Below are 20,380 nucleotides of genomic sequence, written 5' to 3' on the forward strand. Positions count from 1 at the left end.
CAACGGTGCACGCAAGGGGACGGGAATGAACCAGGCAGCAGGCAGCGGTGAGAACACCCGGCTGATCGTACTGATCAGCGTGGTAGCGACGATTGGCGGTTTTCTGTTCGGCTTCGACAGCGGCGTGATCAACGGCACCCAGGACGGCCTGCACCAGGCGTTCCGGTCCGGTGAATGGATGCAGGGGTTCGAGATCGCGTCGATGCTGCTGGGCTGTGCGGTGGGCGCGTTCAGTGCCGGCCGCCTGGCCGACCGCCTCGGCCGTCGCAACGTGCTGATCCTGTCGGCGGTGATGTTCCTGCTGTCGGCACTCGGTGCCGGGGCGGCGGCCTCGTCGGGCTGGTTCATTGCGGCGCGGGTGGTGGGTGGGTTCGCGGTAGGCGCGGCGAGCGTGATCTCGCCGGCCTACATTGCCGAGGTCGCTCCGGCCCGCTATCGCGGCCGCCTGGCCACGGTGCAGCAGATCGCGATCATCACCGGGCTCACCGCCGCCTTCCTGTCCAACTACCTGCTGGCGGCCGCAGCGGGCGCGTCGACCGAGCCGCTGTGGGCCGGGCAGGCTGCCTGGCGCTGGATGTTCTGGATGCAGGCCGCGCCATCGCTGGTGTTCCTGCTGCTGTTGCTGACCATTCCTGAGAGCCCGCGCTACCTGGTGGTCAAGCGGCGCAAGGACGACGCGCTGGGCGTGCTCACCCGGCTGCTCGGCAACGACAAGGCCCGCGCCACGCTCGAAGAGATCGATGCCTCGCTGTCCAACGACCACCATCGCCCGCGCCTGTCCGATCTGAAGAGCCGGGCGACCGGGCGGATCCGCCCGATTGTGTGGGTCGGCGTCGGGCTGGCCTGCTTCCAGCAGCTGGTCGGCATCAACGTGGTGTTCTATTACGGCGCCGTGCTGTGGCAGGCGGTCGGCTTTTCCGAAAACGACGCGCTGCTGATCAACGTGCTGTCCGGCGCGCTGAGCATCGGTGCCTGCGTGGTCACGGTGCTGCTGATCGACCGGATCGGCCGCAAGCCCCTGCTGTGGTTCGGCTCGGCCGGGATGTCGCTGTCGCTTGCACTGGTGGTGGTCGCGTTTGCAAGTGGTTCACTGGCCGACGGGCATCTGCAGCTACCCGGGCGCATGGGCACGCTGGCGCTGGTGGCGGCCAATGCCTATGTCGTGTTCTTCAACCTGTCGTGGGGGCCGGTGATGTGGGTGATGCTGGGCGAGATGTTCCCGAACCAGATCCGCGGTTCGGCACTGGCGGTCGCCGGCGCAGCGCAATGGACCTCCAACTTCGTGGTCACGGTGACGTTCCCGATGCTGCTGGCCGCGGCAGGGCTGGCGGCCACCTACGGCATCTACCTGGTGGCGGCGATCATCTCGGTGATTTTCGTGGTCCGGCATGTGCACGAGACCAAGGGCAAGGAACTGGAGCAGATGGAAGGATGAGCGCCATGACATCGCAGACCTCCTTATCCCGCAGCGGCGCGCTGGTCGCCGTGCTGACGCTGGCGTTGCTGGGCTGCCACGGCCAGGACCGGCCCGCCGCCACTGCGGGAGCCGCCAGCGACCCGTGGCCACAGGTCACCTGGCCACTGGCCGCGGATCCTGCGCTGGAGAAGCGGATCACCGACCTGATGGCAGGCATGACGGTGGAGGAAAAGGTCGGCCAGCTCGTGCAGGGCGACATTGCCAGCCTCACCCCCGATGACGTGCGGCGCTACCGCCTTGGTTCGATCCTGGCCGGTGGCAATTCCGACCCCGGTGGCCGCTACGATGCGTCGCCAGCTGAGTGGCTGGCGCTGGCAGACGCCTTCTACGACGCCTCCATGGACACGTCGAAAGGCGGCAAGGCCATTCCGCTGCTGTTCGGCATCGATGCCGTGCATGGGCAGAGCAACATCATTGGCGCCACGTTGTTCCCGCACAACATCGGGCTGGGCGCCACGCGCAATCCGGAGCTGCTGCGGCAGATCGGTGGCATCACCGCGCTGGAAACCCGCGTCACCGGCATGGAGTGGACGTTCGCGCCGACCGTTGCGGTACCCCAGGATGATCGCTGGGGCCGCAGCTACGAGGGCTACTCGGAATCGCCCGAGGTGGTGGCCAGCTATGCCGGCGCCATGGTGGAGGGATTGCAGGGCAGGGTGGGAACACCGGAGTTCCTCGATGGCCGCCATGTGATCGCCTCGGTGAAGCACTTTCTCGGTGATGGCGGGACCACCGACGGAAAGGACCAGGGCGACACCCGCATCAGTGAGCCGGACCTGGTGCGCATCCATGCCGCCGGATACCCGCCGGCCATCGCCGCCGGCGCGCAGACCGCGATGGCATCGTTCAACAGCGTCAACGGTGAAAAGATGCACGGGCACCGGCACTACCTCACCGATGTGCTCAAGGGACGCATGAACTTCGGTGGCTTCGTGGTGGGCGACTGGAATGGTCATGGCCAGGTCAAGGGCTGCACCACCACGGACTGCCCGGCCACGATCAACGCGGGCCTGGACATGGCGATGGCCTCGGACAGCTGGAAAGGCTTCTACGAGACGACGCTGGCTGCGGTGAAGGACGGCCGGATAACGCCGCAGCGCCTGGACGATGCGGTGCGCCGGATCCTGCGGGTCAAGTTCCGCCTGGGGTTGTTCGAGGCCGGCAGGCCGTCCACGCGGGCCGTTGGCGGCCAGTTCGCACTGATCGGCGCGCCGGCACATCGCGCGGTGGCCCGGCAGGCCGTGCGCGAATCGCTGGTCCTGCTGAAGAACCAGAACGGCGTCCTGCCGCTGTCGCCGAAGCAGCGGATCCTCGTGGCCGGCGACGGTGCCAACGATGTCGGCAAGCAGGCCGGCGGCTGGACGCTCAACTGGCAGGGCACCGGCACCACCCGCAAGGACTTCCCCAATGCGGACTCCATCTACGAGGGCATCGCGCACCAGGCCAGGGCGGCCGGTGGTGAAGCCGTGCTTGCCGTTGACGGTCGCTATGCAGTGAAACCCGACGTGGCGGTGGTGGTGTTTGGCGAAGACCCCTATGCCGAGTTCCAGGGAGACCGGCCGACGCTGGCCTACAAGCCCGGCAACGAAACGGATCTGGCGCTGCTCAAGCGGCTCAAGGCCGATGGCATACCGGTCGTCGCGGTCTTCCTGAGCGGGCGGCCGCTCTGGGTGAACCGGGAAATCAATGCCGCCGATGCCTTCGTGGCCGCGTGGCTGCCGGGCTCGGAAGGCGCCGGCATTGCCGATGTACTGCTGCGCGGAAGCGATGGCCGGGTGCAGCACGATTTCAAGGGCAAGCTCAGTTTCAGCTGGCCGCGCACCGCCACCCAGTACGCCAACAACGTCGGCCAGAAGGACTACGATCCGTTGTTTGCGTTCGGCTTCGGCCTGACCTACGCCGACAACGGCGACCTGGCCGCGCTGCCGGAGGCATCGGGTGTGACCGGCAACGAGGGTGCGACCGGCGTGTTCTTCGCGCGCGGTCATGCAGGCCCCGGCATGGCGCTGCGCCTTGAGCAGGCCGCAGGCCAGGGCCTGACCGTGACCCGCGTGCCGGACGCATTGCCCGATGATCGGCTGAAGATCACCGGCGTGGATCATCTGGCGCAGGAGGACGGGCGACGCCTGGCCTGGTCGGGCAAGGGCGAGGCCGTTGCTGCACTGCACTCGCACACGGCGCTGGACCTGCAGCGCGAATCCAACGGTGACCTGATGCTGCTGACCACGCTGCGCGTGGACGCTGCGCCGGAGGGTGAGGCGTGGCTGTCGGTCGGGTGCGGCGTGGGCTGCTCGGCACGTATCGCCATCGGGCCGTCGCTGGCGGCGCTTCCCCAAGGCCAGTGGAAGCGCGTTGGCGTGCCGCTGAAGTGCCTGGCCAAGGCGGGTGCAAAGCTGGACGCGATCGACCGACCGTGGTCGTTGGTGACGGCCGATGCGATGACGATCTCCGTGTCACGCGTCGCGCTGGGCGCACTGAACGAAGCCGAGGTCGCCCTTGGATGCGGCGCATGATCGCTGCCGGCCTGACCGGCACCCTGCCGCGGACTGCGCAGGCGCAGGCATGAGGGCGGGGCCTGCGCTACCGGCGCGTGGGCGGTGCGGCTACCGAACCGCGAGCGATCAGCCGATGCGGCATCACATGTTCGCGCAGCACCGTTGCGTCCCCCGCAGGACGGCGGATGGTGCGCAGCAGGATGTCGATGGCCGCGTTGGCCATCGAGGCGATGGGCTGATGGATCGTGGTCAGTTCCGGCCACACGGTGGTGGCGGCCGAGGTGTCATCGAAACCCACCACCGACAGGTCGCGTGGCACTTCCAGCCCGCGCCGATGCGCCACGGAGATGGCGGCGGCACCCATGTCGTCGTTGCTGGCGAAAATCGCGGTCGGTGGCCGGCGCTGGGACAGCAGCTTCTCGGCCGCGGCCAGGCCGGACCGGTAGGTGTAGTCACCGTGCTGGACCAGGCCGGGCTCCACCGCCAGCCCGGCCTCGCGCAGGGCGGTGACGAAGCCGTCGTAGCGGAGCGCACTTGCGCTCAGGTCATCGCGCCCACGGATGAAACCGATGCGGGTGTGTCCCTGCCGGAGCAGGTGATCGGTCATTTCCCTGCCCGCACTGAAATCGTCGATGCGGACGCAGGACAGGGCCTCGCTCAGGCGACCCGATGCGATGGCCACCACCGGAATGCCAGCCTTGACCAGTTCGCTTACGGCGGCCTGCGATTCGCACAGCGGCGGCGGCAGGATCACGCCGTCGACGCGTCCGGCGAGCGCACGCGCCGCCCTGCGTTCGGATTCGGCATCCAGGTTGTCCCAGTAGTCGATGACCAGCTGGATGGCGGAACTGGAGGCGACGCGCAGCAGGCCCACCAGCAGTTCGCGCAGGTAGGCGCCGCTGGGGTTGGTGTAGATCAGCGCAATGCGCGTGTGCTGTGCAGCGGCCAGCGAACTGGCGGCAAGATTGGGCGTATAGCCCAGCTCACGCACGGCGCGCAGCACGCGCTCTCGGGTGACGTCGCGCACCTTGCCCTGGTTGATTACCCGCGACACGGTCATCGGCGAAACGCCGGCAAGGGCCGCAACCTCGTCGATCGTCACGCCTGCGGTTCTGCGGCGAACCGATTTCTTCGGCTTGTCCAATGCACGATCCCTTTGTTCTTGGTGGCGCTGCCGCGCGGGTGCGAAGGACGATGATGCGCTGCCCTGGGCCCGGACGTAGTCTACAAAAGCGCATGTTAACGCCGTTGTTGCGCGCTGTCGGCACGCACCTGTGGGCCCTGCTCGTGCTGCTGGCCTGTGCTGGCGGGGCACGGGCGGAGGATGGGTATGCGCTGTGGATGCGCTACGAGCCGGTTGCCGCAACGGTCGCTGCCGATTACCGGCGGCAACTGGCCGAAGTGGTGGCCCCGGATCGCACGCCGATGCAGCGCGCCACCCGCGACGAGCTTGCGCGCAGCCTCCCTGGATTGCTGGGAGCGGCGCCGCCAATGCGAACGGCAATCAGTACCGAGCGTGCCCTGGTGCTGGGCACGCCGCAATCTTCGACACTCGTCGCCGCGTACGGCAACGAGATCGCCACGTTGGGCAACGAGGGCTTCCTGATCCGGCGGGTCCGGATCGAGGGGCGCGATGTGCTGCTTGTGGCGGCACGCCAGGATGTCGGCGTGCTGTATGGCATGTTCCATCTGCTGCGCCTGCTGCAGCGTGGCACCCCACTGCAGGCGCTGGATGTGCGTGAGTCGCCGCAGGTCGCACTGCGTCTGCTCAACCATTGGGACAACCTGGATCGTTACGTCGAGCGTGGCTATGCAGGCAGCTCGCTGTGGGACTGGCAGACGTTGCCGCAGTGGCGTGACCCACGCTACACGGACTACGCCCGTGCCAACGCCTCGCTCGGCATCAACGGCACCGTCCTCAACAACGTCAATGCCAGTGCGCTGAGCCTGTCGCCGGCCTATCTGGCCAAGGCCGCTGCGCTGGCCGACCTGTTCCGGCCCTATGGCATCCGGGTCTACCTGAGCGCGCGCTTCAGTGCGCCGATCGAGCTTGGCGGCCTGGCAACGGCTGATCCGCTGGATCCGGCTGTGCGGCGCTGGTGGCGCGACAAGGTCGATGAGATCCATGCGCGCATTCCGGATTTTGGCGGTTTCCTGGTCAAGGCGAACTCGGAGGGGCAACCCGGCCCGCAGGATTACGGTCGTTCCCATGCCGACGGCGCCAACCTGCTGGCCGAGGCACTGGCGCCCTACAACGGCGTAGTGATGTGGCGCGCCTTCGTGTACTCGCACCAGGTTCCCGAAGATCGCGCCAAGCAGGCGTACAGCGAGTTTGTAGGGCTGGACGGTGCCTTCCGCCCCAACGTGATCGTGCAGGTGAAGAACGGTCCCATCGACTTCCAGCCACGCGAGCCGTTCCATCCGCTGTTCGGCGCCATGCCACGCACGCCGCTGATGATGGAACTGCAGATCACCAAGGAGTACCTGGGTTTTGCGACGCACCTGGTGTACCTGGGAACGCTTTACGAAGAAGTGCTGCAGGCCGACACCCATGCACGTGGCGAGGGCTCCACGGTCGCCCGCGTGGTCGACGGCTCGTTGGAAGGTCATGCACTGACCGGCATCGCCGGCGTTGCGAACATTGGCGTAGACCGCACCTGGAGCGGCTCGCATTTCGACCAGGCCAACTGGTACGCGTTCGGGCGACTGGCATGGAATCCGCAGCAGTCCGCGCGCGGCATTGCCGAGGACTGGGCCGCGCTGACCTTCTCGCCCGACCCGCAGGTGACCGGCCCGATCGTGCGGATGATGATGGACTCGCGCGAGGCGGCAGTGGACTACATGACGCCGCTCGGGTTGCATCACCTCATGGCACGCGGCCATCACTACGGTCCCGGCCCCTGGGTGGACGGCGGCCCGCGTGCGGACTGGACGTCGGTCTACTACCACCGTGCAGACCGCAACGGCATCGGTTTTGACCGCAGCGCAAGCGGAAGCAACGCCGTGGGGCAGTACTTCCCGCCGGTTGCCGGGGTTTATGGCGATCCGGCGCGGGTGCCCGAGTCGCTGCTGCTGTGGTTCCATCACGTGCCGTGGGACCGCCGCATGCGCTCGGGCAGGACGCTGTGGGACGAACTGGTCGGGCGCTATTCGCGGGGTGTGCGCCAGGTGCAGTCGATGCAGGCGACCTGGGCGGGCCTGCGCGATCGGATCGATCCGCAGCGGCACCAGCAGGTGGCGGCGTTCCTGCAGATCCAGCGCGAGGAAGCGCAGTGGTGGCGCGATGCCAGTGTGGCGTACTTCCAGTCAGTCAGCGGCCGACCGCTGCCTGCGGGAGAACGGCCACCGCCACAGCCGTTGTCGTACTACCAGGCGTTGCAGTTTCCTTTCGCACCCGGAGATGGGCGATGAACCGGTTCGGATGGTCCGCCCGCGCGGCGGCGTTGATGGTGCTGGCGTGGCTTGCCGCACCGGTGGCGGCCGGCGAAACGACGGGTTTGCTGCACCCGCTGTTCCAGGACCATGCGGTCCTGCAGCGCGACCGGCCGATCACCGTCTGGGGCCAGGCAAGCCCTGGGCAGGCGGTATCGGCCACCTTCGCGGGCCAGGCGGTGGCCACACAGGCCGATAGGGCAGGCCGCTGGCAGGCCATGTTCCCCGCCATCGCCGCAGGCGGCCCGTACACCCTCGAGGCAACCGCCGGGACCCGGCGCGAGACGGCGCGGGATCTTCTGGTCGGCGACGTCTGGTTGTGCGCGGGGCAGTCGAACATGGAGCTGCCGGTCTGGCGCTCGCTCAACGCAGCCAGCGAGATCGCCTCGGCCACGCTGCCACGGATCCGGCTGTTCAGCGTGCCGCAGGACGCGGCCGTGCACGCGCAGGAGAGCTTCAAGGGTCACCCTGGATGGACACGGGCAACGCCCGATTCGGTGCGCGGTTTCTCTGCAGCCTGCTTCTATTTCGCCCGCGAACTGCAGCGCACGGTTACCGTACCGATGGGGCTGATCCAGGCAGCGTGGGGCGGCTCGCGGATCGAGGCCTGGACCAGTACCGATGCCCTGCGCGGGCAAGGTGGCATGGACGAGGCCCTCGATATTCTCGCGCGCTCTGCCCGTGATCCGCTGGAGGCACGCGCAGCCTGGGGCCGCCACTGGCAGCACTGGTGGGAGACGCGCGAAGGGGCGCTGCCGGGCGACGCACCTTGGCGCGCGGATACCGATGACCGCGCATGGTCGCACGCACCGGCCACACTGGGCGCATGGGAGCGGTGGAACGAGCCCGCGCTTGCCGATTACAACGGCATGGTCTGGTATCGCACGCAGGTGGTGCTGAGCGCTGAACAGGCTGCACGCGGCGCGACCCTGGAGCTGGCATCGGCCGACGAGGTGGACGTGACCTGGGTGAACGGGGTCGCCGTCGGCAGCCAGTACGGCGCCGGCCAGAGGCGCTATCCGTTGCCGAGTGGCCTGTTGAAGGCGGGATCCAACAGCATTGCGGTCAATGTGCTGGACACCTACGGCGAAGGCGGCCTGGCCGGCCCCTCAACGGCATACGGCCTGCAGTTCGACAACGGCGAGCGCGTGGCACTGCAGGGCCCCTGGAAATACCGGGTGGCGGCGAGCCAGCAGGCGCCGCCTTTCGCGCCATGGCAGGCCGCCACCGGGCTGTCGACGCTGTACAACGGGATGATCGCACCGCTCGGGGGCTTCGGGCTGCGCGGCATGCTCTGGTATCAAGGTGAATCGAACACCAGCGATGGTGCGACGTATGCGATGCGGTTGCGTGCGCTGCGCGAGGACTGGCGGCGGCAGTTCGGTGCGCGCACGCCACTGCTGCTGGTGCAGCTGGCCGGCTACGGCCAGCCGCCGGTTGCGCCCGCCGCCAGCGGTTGGGCGCAGGTGCGTGAGGCGCAGCGGCGCGTCGCCGCCGAGGACGCGCTGAGCGGGCTTGCCATTGCCATCGACATCGGCGACGCCTACGACATCCATCCGCCGAACAAGCAGGAGCTCGGGCGCCGCCTGGCGCGCTTGGCGCGCCACGTGGTGTACGGCAAGCAGGACGTGGCGCCGTCGGGTCCGCGAGCGGTAACGGCCGTGCGCACGCCCGCTGGCGTGGCCATTGCGTTCGAGGATGTCGAAGGCGTGCTCACCGCGACCGGCGCGCTGCGTCCGATTGGCTTTGAACTGTGCGAGACCAGGGGTGATACCCGCCACTGCGACTACGGCGACGCCGAACTGGATGGGCGCCGGATCCTGCTGCGCGGCCCGCTGTCGACGCACGCAACGCATGTCCGTTACTGCTGGGCCGATGGCCCGGTGTGCACGCTGCGCGACCGCAGTGGGGCGCCGGCAGGCCCGTTCGAACTTCCCATTGCCGAAGCCGAGACGCGACGATGATGACGTTGTCCAAGCAGTCCCCTCCGGTCCGCGACAGGGCCGGCCTGAGGTCGATGGCGTGCCACCTGCTGGCGGCGGCACTCCTGCTGTCGGCCGCAACCAGCCCGGCCAGCGCGCCGCCGGACGCACCGCCGGTGTACTTCGACTGGTTCGAATACCGCGGCCACGACGCGGCCTTCGACACGCCGCTGCCGGCCGGCCACTACCGCAATCCGGTGCTGGCCGGCTTCCATGCCGATCCCAGCATCGTGAGCGCGAACGGCCGGTTCTACCTGGTCAATTCCAGCTTCACCTATTTCCCGGGCATTCCGGTGTTCGAGAGTGCCGACCTGGTTCACTGGAAGCAGATCGGCAACGTGATCGACCGCGCCACGCAGCTGGATTTCGACGGGCTGAGCGTCTCGCGCGGCATCTTCGCGCCCACCATCGAATACCACGATGGGGTCTTCTACGTGGTGACCACGGCCACCGACAGTGGCGGCAACTTCATTGCCACCGCACGCGACCCGGCCGGTCCGTGGTCCGATCCGCACTGGCTGCCCGGCATCGATGGCATCGATCCATCACTGTTCTTCGATGACGACGGCAAGGTGTACCTGGTCAACAACGATGCACCGCCCGGCCCGCCGCGCTACGACGGGCACCGCGCCATCTGGATGCAGCAGATCGATCTGGCTGCCTTCAAGCCGGTCGGGCCGCGCCGGGTGCTGGTCGAAGCGGGCGTGGAGCCGGCGAAGAACCCGATCTGGATCGAAGGCCCCCACATCTACAAGCGCCAAGGCTGGTATTACCTGTCCGATGCCGAAGGCGGCACCGGGCCGCAGCACTCCCAGGTGGTGCTGCGCAGCCGCACCGTGTGGGGCCCGTATGTCCCCTACGCGGGCAATCCGATCCTGACCCAGCGCGAGCTGCCCGACGACCGACCGCTACCGATCACCAATGCCGGCCATGCCGACCTGGTCGAAGGCCCGGACGGTTCGTGGTGGGCGGTGTTCCTGGCCAGCCGCAACTATCAGACGCGGCACTACAACACCGGGCGCGAGACCTATCTGCTGCCGGTGCGCTGGCAGGACGGCTGGCCACGGATCCTGCCGGCCGACCAGCCCATCCCCTATGTGGTCAAGGCGCCGTCGTGGATGCAGGGCGAGGCATCCCAGGCCCCCTCGACCGGCAACTTCGTCGAGCGCGACAACTTCGATGGCCCGAGGCTCGATCGCCAGTGGCTGCGCGTGCGGGTGCCCAAGCACGCCTGGGCCGACCTGGCCACGCGCCCGGGAATGCTGGCCGTGCACCCGCTTGCCGAGGATCTGGACACGCTGCGCAATCCCGCGTTCCTTGGCCGACGCCAGCAGCACCTGCGCTTCGAGGCGAGCGCCGCGATGAGCCGGCCGGGGCCTGGCGTGGCGGCCGGCCTGGCGGCGTTCCAGAGCGAGGCGTACTGGTACTTCCTTGGCGTTCGCAGCCTTCCGGACGAGCGACTTTCGCTCTTCCTGGAAGTTCGTGATGGCGGTGGCAGTACGCGCATCGTGGCGACCCGCGAGGTGCGGGCACCGGATGCGTTGCGCCTGAAGATCGCCGGCAACGAGGGCGACTACGCGTTCTCGTTCGATACCGGCGACGGGCAGGGCTGGCAACTGCTTGCAGGCAAGGTGGATGGCACCGTTCTGAGCACGGACCGGGCAGGCGGATTCGTAGGCGCACTGCTGGGTCCCTTCGCGCGCGATGAGCGCACCGGGAGAAGCAAATGAGGCTGTCGCTGTCGTCCAACGCCCGTCGCCGCACATTGCGCCGCGGGCTCACTGTGTTCGTTCTGACCTGCATCGCGGCGGCCGCATCCGCAGCCGCGCCGCGGCCCTGGCTGGACGTTTCGGCCAGCTTCGAGCAACGGGCTGCCTCACTCGTCGCGCAGATGACGCTGGAAGAGAAAGCCGCGCAGATGCAGAACGCCGCGCCGGCAATCGAACGCCTGGGTGTGCCCGCTTACGACTGGTGGAATGAGGGACTGCATGGCGTGGCACGGGCAGGGCAGGCCACGGTCTTTCCGCAGGCGATCGGCCTGGCCGCGACCTTCGATGTGCCGTTGATGGGGCAGGTGGCCACGACGATCAGCGATGAGGCCCGCGCAAAGCACCACCAGTTCCTCCGCGAAGGCGCGCACGGCCGTTACCAGGGGCTGACCTTCTGGTCGCCGAACGTCAACATCTTCCGCGACCCGCGCTGGGGCCGCGGACAGGAAACCTATGGCGAGGACCCGTACCTCACCGCGCGCATGGGCGTGGCCTTCGTACGTGGCCTGCAGGGCGACGACCCCGTCTACCGCAAGCTGGACGCCACCGCCAAGCATCTGGCCGTCCACAGCGGGCCGGAGGCCGACCGCCATCACTTCGATGCACGGCCCAGCCGGCGCGACCTGTATGACACCTACCTGCCGGCATTCGAGGCGCTGGTCAAGGAGGGCGACGTCGATGCTGTGATGGGCGCCTACAACCGCGTGTACGGCGAGTCCGCCAGTGCCAGCCGTTTCCTGCTGCGCGATGTGCTGCGACGCGACTGGGGCTTCAAGGGCTACGTGGTCTCGGACTGCTGGGCCATCGTCGACATCTGGAAGCACCACCATATCGTGACCACGCGCGAAGCCGCTGCGGCGCTGGCGGTCAGGAATGGCACCGAGCTGGAATGCGGCCAGGAGTACGCCACGCTTCCGTCGGCCGTGCGTCAGGGTTTGATCAGCGAAGCGGAGATCGACGATGCGGTGACCCGTCTGTTCACCGCACGGATGCGCCTGGGCATGTTCGACCCGCCGGAGCGGGTGCGCTGGGCGCGCATTCCGGCCTCGGTGAACCAGGCCCCGGCCCATGATGCGCTGGCGCTCAAGGCCGCGCAGGCGTCGCTGGTGCTGCTGAAGAACGACGGCATCCTGCCGCTGTCACGCGACATCAAGCGCATTGCCGTGGTCGGACCCACTGCCGACGACACCATGGCGCTGCTCGGCAACTACTTCGGCACACCGGCCGCGCCGGTCACAATCCTGCAGGGCATACGCGAGGCGGCCAAGGGCGTCGAGGTTCGCTATGCCCGCGGCGTGGACCTGGTGGAGGGCCGCGACGATCCCGGTGCCACGCCGTTGATCGAGCCGACCTTCCTGCGGCCTTCGGCGGACTCGCCCGAGCGTGGCCTGCGTGGCGAGTACTTCCGCACGCCCGACCTGTCCGGTACGCCGGCCCTGGTGCGTACCGACGCGCAGATCGGCTTCCGCTGGGACCGCGGCTCGCCGACCGACAACCTGCTGGCACGCGGCGAAGCGGCACCGGGGCAGGGGATCCCGAACGACCGCTTCAGCATCCGCTGGAGCGGCCAACTGCTGCCACCCGTGTCCGGCCGCTACCGGCTGGAGGTGGCCGGCGATGATGGCTACCGCCTGTACCTGGACGGGAAGCGCGTGATCGATCACTGGGTGAACACAGATCGCCTCCATGCCGAGGGCATCGAACTGGAGCTGCAGGCCGGGCGTGCCTACGCGCTGACGCTGGAGTACTACGACGACGAGCGCGATGCCGGCGTGCGCCTGGGCTGGCGCATGCCCGGCGCCAAGGCGCCGTTCGATGAAGCGCTCGATGCCGCACGCGAAGCCGATGCGGTGGTGTTCGTCGGTGGCCTTACCGGCGATGTCGAAGGCGAGGAAATGACGGTCAACTATCCGGGCTTTGCCGGTGGCGACCGTACCGACCTGCGGTTGCCCGCGCCGCAGCGCACCCTGCTGGAGGCCCTGCACGCTACCGGCAAGCCGGTGGTGATGGTGCTCACCGGCGGCTCGGCCGTTGCCGTGGACTGGGCGCAGTCGCATCTGCCGGCGATCCTGATGAGCTGGTACCCCGGGCAGCGCGGCGGCACCGCCGTCGGCCAGGCGCTGTTCGGCGACGTCAATCCCGCCGGCCGGTTGCCAGTGACGTTCTACAAGGCCAGCGAAGCGTTGCCGGCATTCGACGACTACGCCATGGAGGGCCGCACCTATCGCTACTTCCGCGGCACGCCGCTTTATCCGTTCGGTCACGGCCTGTCGTACACGCGGTTCGACTATGGAACGCTCCGCCTCGATGCAGGCAGCCTCCGCGCCGATGGCCGCCTGGGCGTTGCGGTCGATGTGACCAACGCAGGCACGCGCAGCGGTGACGAAGTGGTGCAGCTGTACGTGCGGCGCGAGCACGCTGGCAGCGGCGATGCCGTGCAGGAGCTGCGCGGCTTCCAGCGGATCCATCTGGCCCCGGGCGAACGCCGCACGGTGACGTTCACCCTGGAGGCAGCGCAGGCCCTGCGCCACTATGACGAAGCGCGCGCCGCGTATGAGGTGCGGCCCGGTGCCTACGAGGTCAGGGTGGGGGCGTCCAGTGCCGATGCACGCGCGCAGGGCAGGTTCACGGTGGTGTCCGCGCATGACTGATCGCTCTCGCCGGCATCGATTTCCCTCCGCCCAGATCCCTTTTCCAGGACGTCCGCTGCATGGCAAGCACTGAACACGCGCTATCGGTACGCGAGAAGCTCGGCTACAGCCTGGGCGATCTCGCCGCCAACCTGATCTTCCAGACCCTGATCACCTACCTGGCGTTCTTCTACACCGACGTCTACCGCCTGCCAGCTGCGACCGCGGCCACGATCATCTTCGTGGTGGGCCTGCTGGGTGCGTTCGTGTTCACGCCGTTGATCGGCATCGCGGCTGACCGGACGTCCACCCGTTGGGGCCGCTTCCGGCCGTGGATCCTGTGGACGGCCATTCCCTTTGGCGTACTGTCCCTGCTGGCGTTCAGCACGCCGGACCTGGGCGAGCGCGGAAAGGTGATCTATGCACTGGCCACCTACGCGCTGCTGGTGTGCGTGTACGCAGCGAACAACCTGCCGTACTCGGCGCTGAGCGGCGTGCTGACCGGCAGCATGGCCCAGCGAAACAGCCTTTCGGCCTACCGCTTCGTGGCCGTGATGATCGCGCAGTTCATCATCCAGGTGCTGCTGATGCCGCTGGTGCTGATCCTGGGTGACGGCGACCGGGTGCGCGGCTTCGAGCAGGTCATGACCGCATTCGCCATCATCGGCACGGCGTTCTTCCTGATCACGTTCGCCACCACCCGCGAACGCATCGTGCCGACGCGCGAACAGACCGGCGGCATAGTGCAGGACCTGTCGGACCTGCTGCACAACCGCCCGTGGCAGGTGATGCTGGCCCTGACCGTGCTGGTGTTCATCAACCTGGCATTGAAGGGCGGTACCTACATCTATTACTTCCAGTACTACATGAGTGAAGCGGCGCTCGCCGGCTTCCTTGAAAACTCGGGGTTCAACGGCCTGGTCAGCGCGTTGAATGCTGCGCTGGCCAGCGCCGGCTTCGCGGCGTTCACTTGGCCGAAGGACGCGGCCACCTCGGCGTTCAGCCTGTTCAACGCGTGCGGCATCCTCTGCATGATCCTGGGTATCGGCGCGTCGCGACGGCTGGCGGACCGCTTCGGCAAGCGCGACGTCTTCGGTGGCGCCCTGTTTGTCTCGACCCTGTTCCTGCTTGCCTTCTACCTGTTTCCACCCACGGCGGTGGCGGTGGCGTTCGGCGCCTTCATGCTGCATGGCTTCTGCTACGGCATCACCATCCCGCTGCTGTGGGCGATGATCGCCGACGTCGCGGATTACTCGGAGTGGAAGAACCATCGGCGGGCAACCGCGATCATCTTCTCGGCGATGCTGTGCGGGCTGAAGATCGGCCTCAGCGTGGGCGGCGCGCTGGTCGCCGCGATCCTCGCCCACTACGGCTACCAGGCCGGCCTGGCGCAGCAGCCTGAGGCCGTGGTGCAGGGCATCCGCCTGACCGTGAGCGTCTACTGCTCCCTTCCTTTCCTGCTCGCCGTGGCGCTGCTGGTCTTCTACAGGATCGACAAGCGCACCGAAACCCGCATCGAGCAGGACCTCCACCTGCGTCGCCGTTCCGCCGACGCCTCCGCGTAACCCCAAGATGACGACCATGATCGACCTCTCTGCCGGCGAAGACGGCCAGGCCAGCGAAGCCCGTCTTGCGCAGCTCACCGCGCACGCCATTTCGCAACCACTGGTGACCCACATCTATACCGCCGACCCTTCGGCGCACGTGTTCGAGGGGCGCCTGTACATCTATCCGTCGCACGACATCGACGGCGGCCAGCCATTCGACGACGAAGGTGGCCACTTCGGCATGCAGGATTATCATGTGCTGAAGATGGATACGCCCGACGGCACGGCCGTCGATTGCGGCATGGCGTTGCATGTGCGCGACGTGCCCTGGGCCCGGAAACAGATGTGGGCCCCCGATGCCGCCTGCCGTGATGGCCGCTACTACCTCTACTTCCCGGCCAAGGATGCCGAGGGCCGGTTCCGCATCGGCGTGGCGATCGGTACGCGGCCGGAGGGCCCGTTCGTGCCCCAGCCGGAGCCGATCAAGGGTGCGTACTCGATCGACCCGGCCGTGTTCGAAGACGAGGATGGCAGCCACTACCTGTACTTCGGCGGCATATGGGGCGGGCAGCTGCAGAAGTATCGTGACAACCAGTACAGCGAGGCCCACGAGGAGCCCGAGGGCAGCGCACCGGCGCTGGGCCCGCGCGTGGGCCGCCTGGATGCCGGCATGACCGAGCTGGCCGAACCCACCCGCGAAGTGCAGATCCTGGATGAGCATGGCCAGCCGCTGCGCGCGGACGACCATGCGCGCCGCTTCTTCGAAGGTCCGTGGCTGCACAGGTACCAGGGTCGCTACTACCTGTCGTACTCCACTGGCAACACCCACCAGCTGTGCTACGCCATCGGCGACAGCCCGTATGGACCGTTCACCTACGCTGGCGTGATCCTCACCCCCGTGGTCGGTTGGACCACCCACCACTCCATCTGCCAGTTCGAAGGCCAGTGGTACCTGTTCTATCACGATGCACTGATGTCCGGCGGCATCACCCACCTGCGCTCGGCCAAGTGCACGCCGCTGCACATGGAGCCGGACGGAAGCATCCGCACGATCAACCCGTATGGGGCCTGAGCGGATGCTGCCGGTGGATGATGCGCTGGCTCCGCTGCCAGCCGGCGAGCTGCACTGGCTGAGGTGCGGCGAACTGGAGGTTGCGTTAGCCGCAGGGGCGGGCGGGCGCGTGGCGCACCTGCGCTACCGGGGCGTGGAATGGCTGGTGGATGCGCAGCAGGCAGGCCCGGCGGCGATCGCGTGGGGCTGCTACCCGATGGTGCCGTGGGCCGGGCGCATCCGCCGTGGACAGTTCCATTTTGACGGCAGGCCGCATCGGCTGCCGCTCAACTTCGACGGGCACGCCATCCATGGGGTGGGTTTCTCGCGACCCTGGCGGATCGACCGCTTGGACGCGGCGGCAGCCCGGTTGTCGCTGGAGCTGCCGAGCGACGGCTACTGGCCTTTCGGTGGCGCTGCCGTGCTGGACCTGCAGTTGCAGGCTCACAGCCTGCAGATGGACCTCTCGGTCCAGGCCGGCGGCCAGGCGATGCCGGCGGTGCTGGGCTGGCACCCCTGGTTCCGGAAGCCGGAACGACTGCTGTTCAGTCCTCGCTTGATGTATCCGCGGGACAGGGAAGGTATTGCCACGCTGCCCCGCGTGGAGCCCACCACCGGCCCCTGGGATGACTGCTTCATCGCCGACGGTGACGTCACGCTGATACGCGAAGGCCAGCACCTGCGGCTGAGGTCGGACCACGACCACTGGGTGGTCTACGATGGTACGCCGCACGCCACCTGTGTCGAGCCGCAGAGCGGCCCGCCAGATGGCTACACCCTGGCACCGCACCGGCTGGAGCCCGGCCAGCGCCTCGCATTGACATTCGAACTGGCGTGGGCGGCGGACAGCACCTGAAACCCCGGCCAGGGCAGGCGATCACCCGGGTGCCGGGCGGTCGGTACGCCGCCTGGACCGGCCGTGGACCCGGTGCCTGACACGGGCCGCGCCCCAGGACCACCTGACATTTCCTACAGGTTCCAGTCGATCCGCATGCCCGCGATCAGCGCATCCGGCAGGTCGTGCTGGCGTGCGGGCTCATTGAACTGGTCGGGGTGCACGATGTAGTGCAGGTTCGGTGCAACACGAAGCTGCGGGGTGAGCTGGATGCCGTAGCTCAGCTCCATCATCACCTGGCTCCCGTGCGGGGTGCCGCTGCCACCGGCTGCGGCGCGGGCGAGGCGCAGGTCTTCCAGCGCGATGCTGCTGTACTTCTGCTGGGTCACGACGAAAGCGATGCTGTCCTGCGGCCGCCGGGCGAACGTGCCTTTCTGCACCAGCCCGGCCTGCAGGAAATGATCCTCGATCAACTGGCCGGAGGTGCCCTTGAGCGCCGCACCGAAAAGGGTCAGGCCGCGGCCGGCACCATTACTGGTGAGCTGCTGCTCGAAGCGGGCGAACGCACCGGAGCGACCGTGACGCGTCGCGTACTCCTGGCCACTGAGCAGCGCGGGAATGCCGTTGGCATCGCGCAGCGGATCGCGATAGGTCGAGTTGTCCTGCCAACCACCGAGTTCGTAGCGGGCTTTCAGTCGTGCCGAAGCAGGGCTGCGCCAGCCGATCGTGTAGGGCACGATCCAGCCGGTGGCCTGGTTCGTATTCCACTTCAGGCCATGCTGGCCATCCTCGGCCTGGCTGGGATCAACCTGGTAGGCGCCGACGCGGACATAGACATCGGGCGTCACCCAGGCCGTGGCATCGGCCATCCAGCTCGATACCGGCCACCAGGTGAAACTGCTGGTGCGGAATACGTAGGTCGGGTTGCCACAGGCCGAGTTGCCCTGGAAGTACTGGCACAGGTCCGAACCCAGGTGGTGGATGTTGGCGACGCTGCGCCCTGCTTCCAGCACCAACCGGTCGTTGAACAACTTCTGTTCGAGGGTCAGGTTGGCCAGGCGCGTGCCCTGGCCGCCGTAGATTTCCTGCACCGAGGTGCTGTTGCCTGTACTGCTGTTGGCGAGATTGGTGCCATGGCGGTTGATGCCGTAGGCCTTGACCGTCGCACCTCGCCAGCCAAACGCCGCGTCCAGGTCCACGTCGGCACCGAACATCAGCTGGCCGGCATAGGCCGTGCCGCTGCGCTTGCCACCGTCGAGCGTGGCGGCCGCTTCGCCGGTGTAGGCGAGCTTAGGAGCGAAGACGTCGCTCGCGTCGGCGGCTGCGGCCAGTGATGGCAGGGCCAGCAGGATCACTGTCGGCAGCAGGCGGCGGGAAGGGGAGGTCATGGGCGGGTTCCTTTTACAGGGTGGGAGCCGTGACCGGCTTCTTGAGCACGCGCAGCGCGACCGCGGTGACGGCCACGCCGGCCACGAGTGCCAGCAGGTAGATGCCAAGGTGGGTGACTGCGTTCGGGATCGGCAGCACGAACACGCCGCCATGCGGCACCTTCAGTTCGACGCCTGCGGCCATCGAAATCGCACCGGCCACGGCAGAACCAAGGATCAGCGCCGGAATGGTGCGCAGCGGATCACGCGCGGCATAGGGGATCGCGCCTTCGGTCACGAAACTGAGGCCAAGCACGCCAGCGGCACCGGCCGTGCCACGCTCCTCGGCAGTGAAGCGGCTACTGAACAGCCATGTCGCCAGTGCGATACCCAGCGGCGGCGTCATGCCGCCGATCATCGTCGCCGCCATCGGCGTGTAGACCTGGCTGGAAATCAATGCGGTGGAGAAGGCGTAGGACGCCTTGTTGACGGGTCCGCCCATGTCCACCGCCATCATGCCGCCCAGCAGCAGGCCAAGCAGGATCGCGCTGCTGCCTTGCATGCCGCGCAGCCAGTCGGTCAGCCAGGCCAGCAGCCCAGCCACCGGCGTACCGATTACATACATCATCAACAGGCCGACCAGCAGCGTGCCCAGCACCGGCAGGATCAGCACCGGCTTGAGGCCTTCCAGGCTGCGCGGCAGGCGCAGCGCACGGTTGATCCAATGCACGCCGTAGCCGGCGATGAAACCGGCCAGGATGCCGCCGATGAAGCCCGCATCCATGTTGACTGCCACCAATCCCCCGATCATGCCCGGGGCGATGCCCGGGCGATCGGCGATGGAGTAGGCGATGTAGCCGGCCAGTGCCGGCACCATCAGCATGAAGCCGGACTTGGCGCCGATCTGGAACAGCGACCAGGCCAGCGTGCCCTTGTGTGCATCGTCGAAGGCATAGATGCCGCCGAGCGCGAACGCCAGTGCGATCAGCAGGCCGCCGGCAGTGACGAACGGCAGCATGAACGACACGCCGGTCATCAGGTGCTTGTAGGGGCCGGTGACCCTGGCCTTCTCGGTGGTGCGACCTGAAGCCACCCTGCCGGTCTGCACGCCAGCCTCGGCCAGCGCCTTGCGGATCAGGTTCTGGCCGTCATTGATCGCCGGCTTGGTGCCGCTCTTGAACAGGCGTTTGCCAGCAAAGCGCGACAGATCGACTTCGCGGTCGGCGGCGATCAGCACCAGGTCGGCGGCGGCGATTTCGTCGTCGCTCAACGCGTCCTGGGCGCCGACCGAGCCCTGGGTTTCCACCCGGATCGCGTGGCCCAGTGCCTTGGCCGCCTGCTGCAGGCCTTCGGCCGCCATGAACGTGTGGGCGATGCCGGTCGGGCAGGAGGTGACGGCGACGATGCGCTTGCCCGCGTCATCCCTGGAAGGGGGTGCCGATGCTGCGGCGAGCTGCGCCAGCACGGCGAGCGGGTCGTCCAGCACTTCACCGAGACCGGCGCGCACGATCTGGGCATTGCCGAAGCGGGCGCTGTCCGCCTCGCCGTCACCCACCAGCAGCAGCTGCGTTGCGGCGGCAGCCTGCGCGTCGGGCAGTGCCCCGGTCACGCCCTGATCGCTGCGGATCTCGATCGCCAATTCGACCCTTTGCTGGCGTGCGGCGCGGCGCAGCGCTTCGGCGGCAAGAACGGCCTCGATGCTGCGTTCGCCAGCGGCGATGACTACGGTGGAAGCTTGCATGGCAACTCCTGGAATTCTTCGGGTTCGTCCTTGCAGCAGGGGCGATCGGTGGCC

Annotated in this window: 12 protein-coding genes; 9 read left to right on the top strand and 3 right to left on the bottom strand. The window is 67.8% G+C overall.

Annotation, left to right across the window (positions count from 1 at the left end; genetic code table 11):
• The first annotated feature begins 25 nt into the window (after positions 1-25).
• Positions 26-1,435: a sugar porter family MFS transporter gene (locus tag AC5QAB_RS07300; protein ID WP_197561116.1), complete on the top strand. Its 1,410-nt coding sequence runs from the start codon at positions 26-28 to the stop codon at positions 1,433-1,435.
• The gene (locus AC5QAB_RS07305; RefSeq protein ID WP_495233257.1) at positions 1,432-3,990 is read left to right on the top strand and encodes a glycoside hydrolase family 3 protein; all 2,559 of its coding nucleotides are present in this window, start codon (positions 1,432-1,434) and stop codon (positions 3,988-3,990) included. Before AC5QAB_RS07300 ends, AC5QAB_RS07305 begins: the two co-directional genes overlap by 4 nt.
• A gap of 67 nt (positions 3,991-4,057) precedes the next feature.
• Here the strand turns inward: AC5QAB_RS07305 and AC5QAB_RS07310 are convergent, their stop codons facing one another.
• Positions 4,058-5,116, bottom strand: a complete 1,059-nt coding sequence (locus tag AC5QAB_RS07310; protein WP_014647205.1) for a LacI family DNA-binding transcriptional regulator — start codon at positions 5,114-5,116, stop codon at positions 4,058-4,060.
• Between the two features lie 92 nt (positions 5,117-5,208).
• On the opposite strand from AC5QAB_RS07310, the gene AC5QAB_RS07315 reads away from it, so the two are divergent.
• From AC5QAB_RS07315 to AC5QAB_RS07345, 7 genes are read left to right on the top strand one after another with little or no spacing between them, the layout of a single operon-like run.
• A complete protein-coding gene (locus AC5QAB_RS07315) occupies positions 5,209-7,383 on the top strand; it encodes an alpha-glucuronidase family glycosyl hydrolase (RefSeq protein ID WP_495233258.1) in 2,175 nt (724 codons plus the stop codon).
• Positions 7,380-9,368: a sialate O-acetylesterase gene (locus AC5QAB_RS07320; protein ID WP_495233259.1), complete on the top strand. Its 1,989-nt coding sequence runs from the start codon at positions 7,380-7,382 to the stop codon at positions 9,366-9,368. The genes AC5QAB_RS07315 and AC5QAB_RS07320 overlap by 4 nt, the downstream gene beginning before the upstream one ends.
• Before the next feature lie 53 nt (positions 9,369-9,421).
• Complete coding sequence (locus tag AC5QAB_RS07325) at positions 9,422-11,116, top strand: family 43 glycosylhydrolase (protein WP_197561125.1); 1,695 nt, start codon at positions 9,422-9,424, stop codon at positions 11,114-11,116.
• Positions 11,113-13,806 (top strand): glycoside hydrolase family 3 protein, encoded by a 2,694-nt coding sequence (locus tag AC5QAB_RS07330; protein WP_495233260.1) that lies wholly within the window; start codon positions 11,113-11,115, stop codon positions 13,804-13,806. The genes AC5QAB_RS07325 and AC5QAB_RS07330 overlap by 4 nt, the downstream gene beginning before the upstream one ends.
• A 59-nt stretch (positions 13,807-13,865) precedes the next feature.
• The gene (locus AC5QAB_RS07335) at positions 13,866-15,350 is read left to right on the top strand and encodes an MFS transporter (RefSeq protein WP_164165578.1); all 1,485 of its coding nucleotides are present in this window, start codon (positions 13,866-13,868) and stop codon (positions 15,348-15,350) included.
• A 16-nt stretch (positions 15,351-15,366) separates the two neighbouring features.
• Positions 15,367-16,404 (top strand): glycoside hydrolase family 43 protein, encoded by a 1,038-nt coding sequence (locus AC5QAB_RS07340; protein ID WP_075076923.1) that lies wholly within the window; start codon positions 15,367-15,369, stop codon positions 16,402-16,404.
• Entirely contained in the window at positions 16,394-17,239 is an 846-nt protein-coding gene (locus AC5QAB_RS07345) for an aldose epimerase family protein (protein WP_197561113.1), read from the top strand. The genes AC5QAB_RS07340 and AC5QAB_RS07345 overlap by 11 nt, the downstream gene beginning before the upstream one ends.
• Before the next feature lie 113 nt (positions 17,240-17,352).
• Here AC5QAB_RS07345 and AC5QAB_RS07350 read toward each other — a convergent pair whose 3' ends face one another.
• Positions 17,353-18,606: a carbohydrate porin gene (locus AC5QAB_RS07350; RefSeq protein WP_032959029.1), complete on the bottom strand. Its 1,254-nt coding sequence runs from the start codon at positions 18,604-18,606 to the stop codon at positions 17,353-17,355.
• A 13-nt stretch (positions 18,607-18,619) separates the two neighbouring features.
• On the bottom strand, positions 18,620-20,326 hold the full coding sequence (locus AC5QAB_RS07355; protein WP_197561112.1) for a fructose-specific PTS transporter subunit EIIC: 1,707 nt from the start codon (positions 20,324-20,326) through the stop codon (positions 18,620-18,622).
• Positions 20,327-20,380: the final 54 nt, after the last annotated feature.

It is taken from the genome of Stenotrophomonas sp. YJH_SMC_127 (genome assembly GCF_059372445.1).

Coding starts and splice junctions, on each gene's coding strand:
- AC5QAB_RS07355 (WP_197561112.1), bottom strand. CDS start 20,326: ATGCAAGCTTCCACCGTAGTCATCGCCGCTGGCGAACGCAGCATCGAG.
- AC5QAB_RS07305 (WP_495233257.1), top strand. CDS start 1,432: ATGAGCGCCATGACATCGCAGACCTCCTTATCCCGCAGCGGCGCGCTG.
- AC5QAB_RS07345 (WP_197561113.1), top strand. CDS start 16,394: ATGGGGCCTGAGCGGATGCTGCCGGTGGATGATGCGCTGGCTCCGCTG.
- AC5QAB_RS07315 (WP_495233258.1), top strand. CDS start 5,209: ATGTTAACGCCGTTGTTGCGCGCTGTCGGCACGCACCTGTGGGCCCTG.
- AC5QAB_RS07325 (WP_197561125.1), top strand. CDS start 9,422: ATGGCGTGCCACCTGCTGGCGGCGGCACTCCTGCTGTCGGCCGCAACC.
- AC5QAB_RS07320 (WP_495233259.1), top strand. CDS start 7,380: ATGAACCGGTTCGGATGGTCCGCCCGCGCGGCGGCGTTGATGGTGCTG.
- AC5QAB_RS07300 (WP_197561116.1), top strand. CDS start 26: ATGAACCAGGCAGCAGGCAGCGGTGAGAACACCCGGCTGATCGTACTG.
- AC5QAB_RS07340 (WP_075076923.1), top strand. CDS start 15,367: ATGATCGACCTCTCTGCCGGCGAAGACGGCCAGGCCAGCGAAGCCCGT.
- AC5QAB_RS07335 (WP_164165578.1), top strand. CDS start 13,866: ATGGCAAGCACTGAACACGCGCTATCGGTACGCGAGAAGCTCGGCTAC.
- AC5QAB_RS07330 (WP_495233260.1), top strand. CDS start 11,113: ATGAGGCTGTCGCTGTCGTCCAACGCCCGTCGCCGCACATTGCGCCGC.
- AC5QAB_RS07350 (WP_032959029.1), bottom strand. CDS start 18,606: ATGACCTCCCCTTCCCGCCGCCTGCTGCCGACAGTGATCCTGCTGGCC.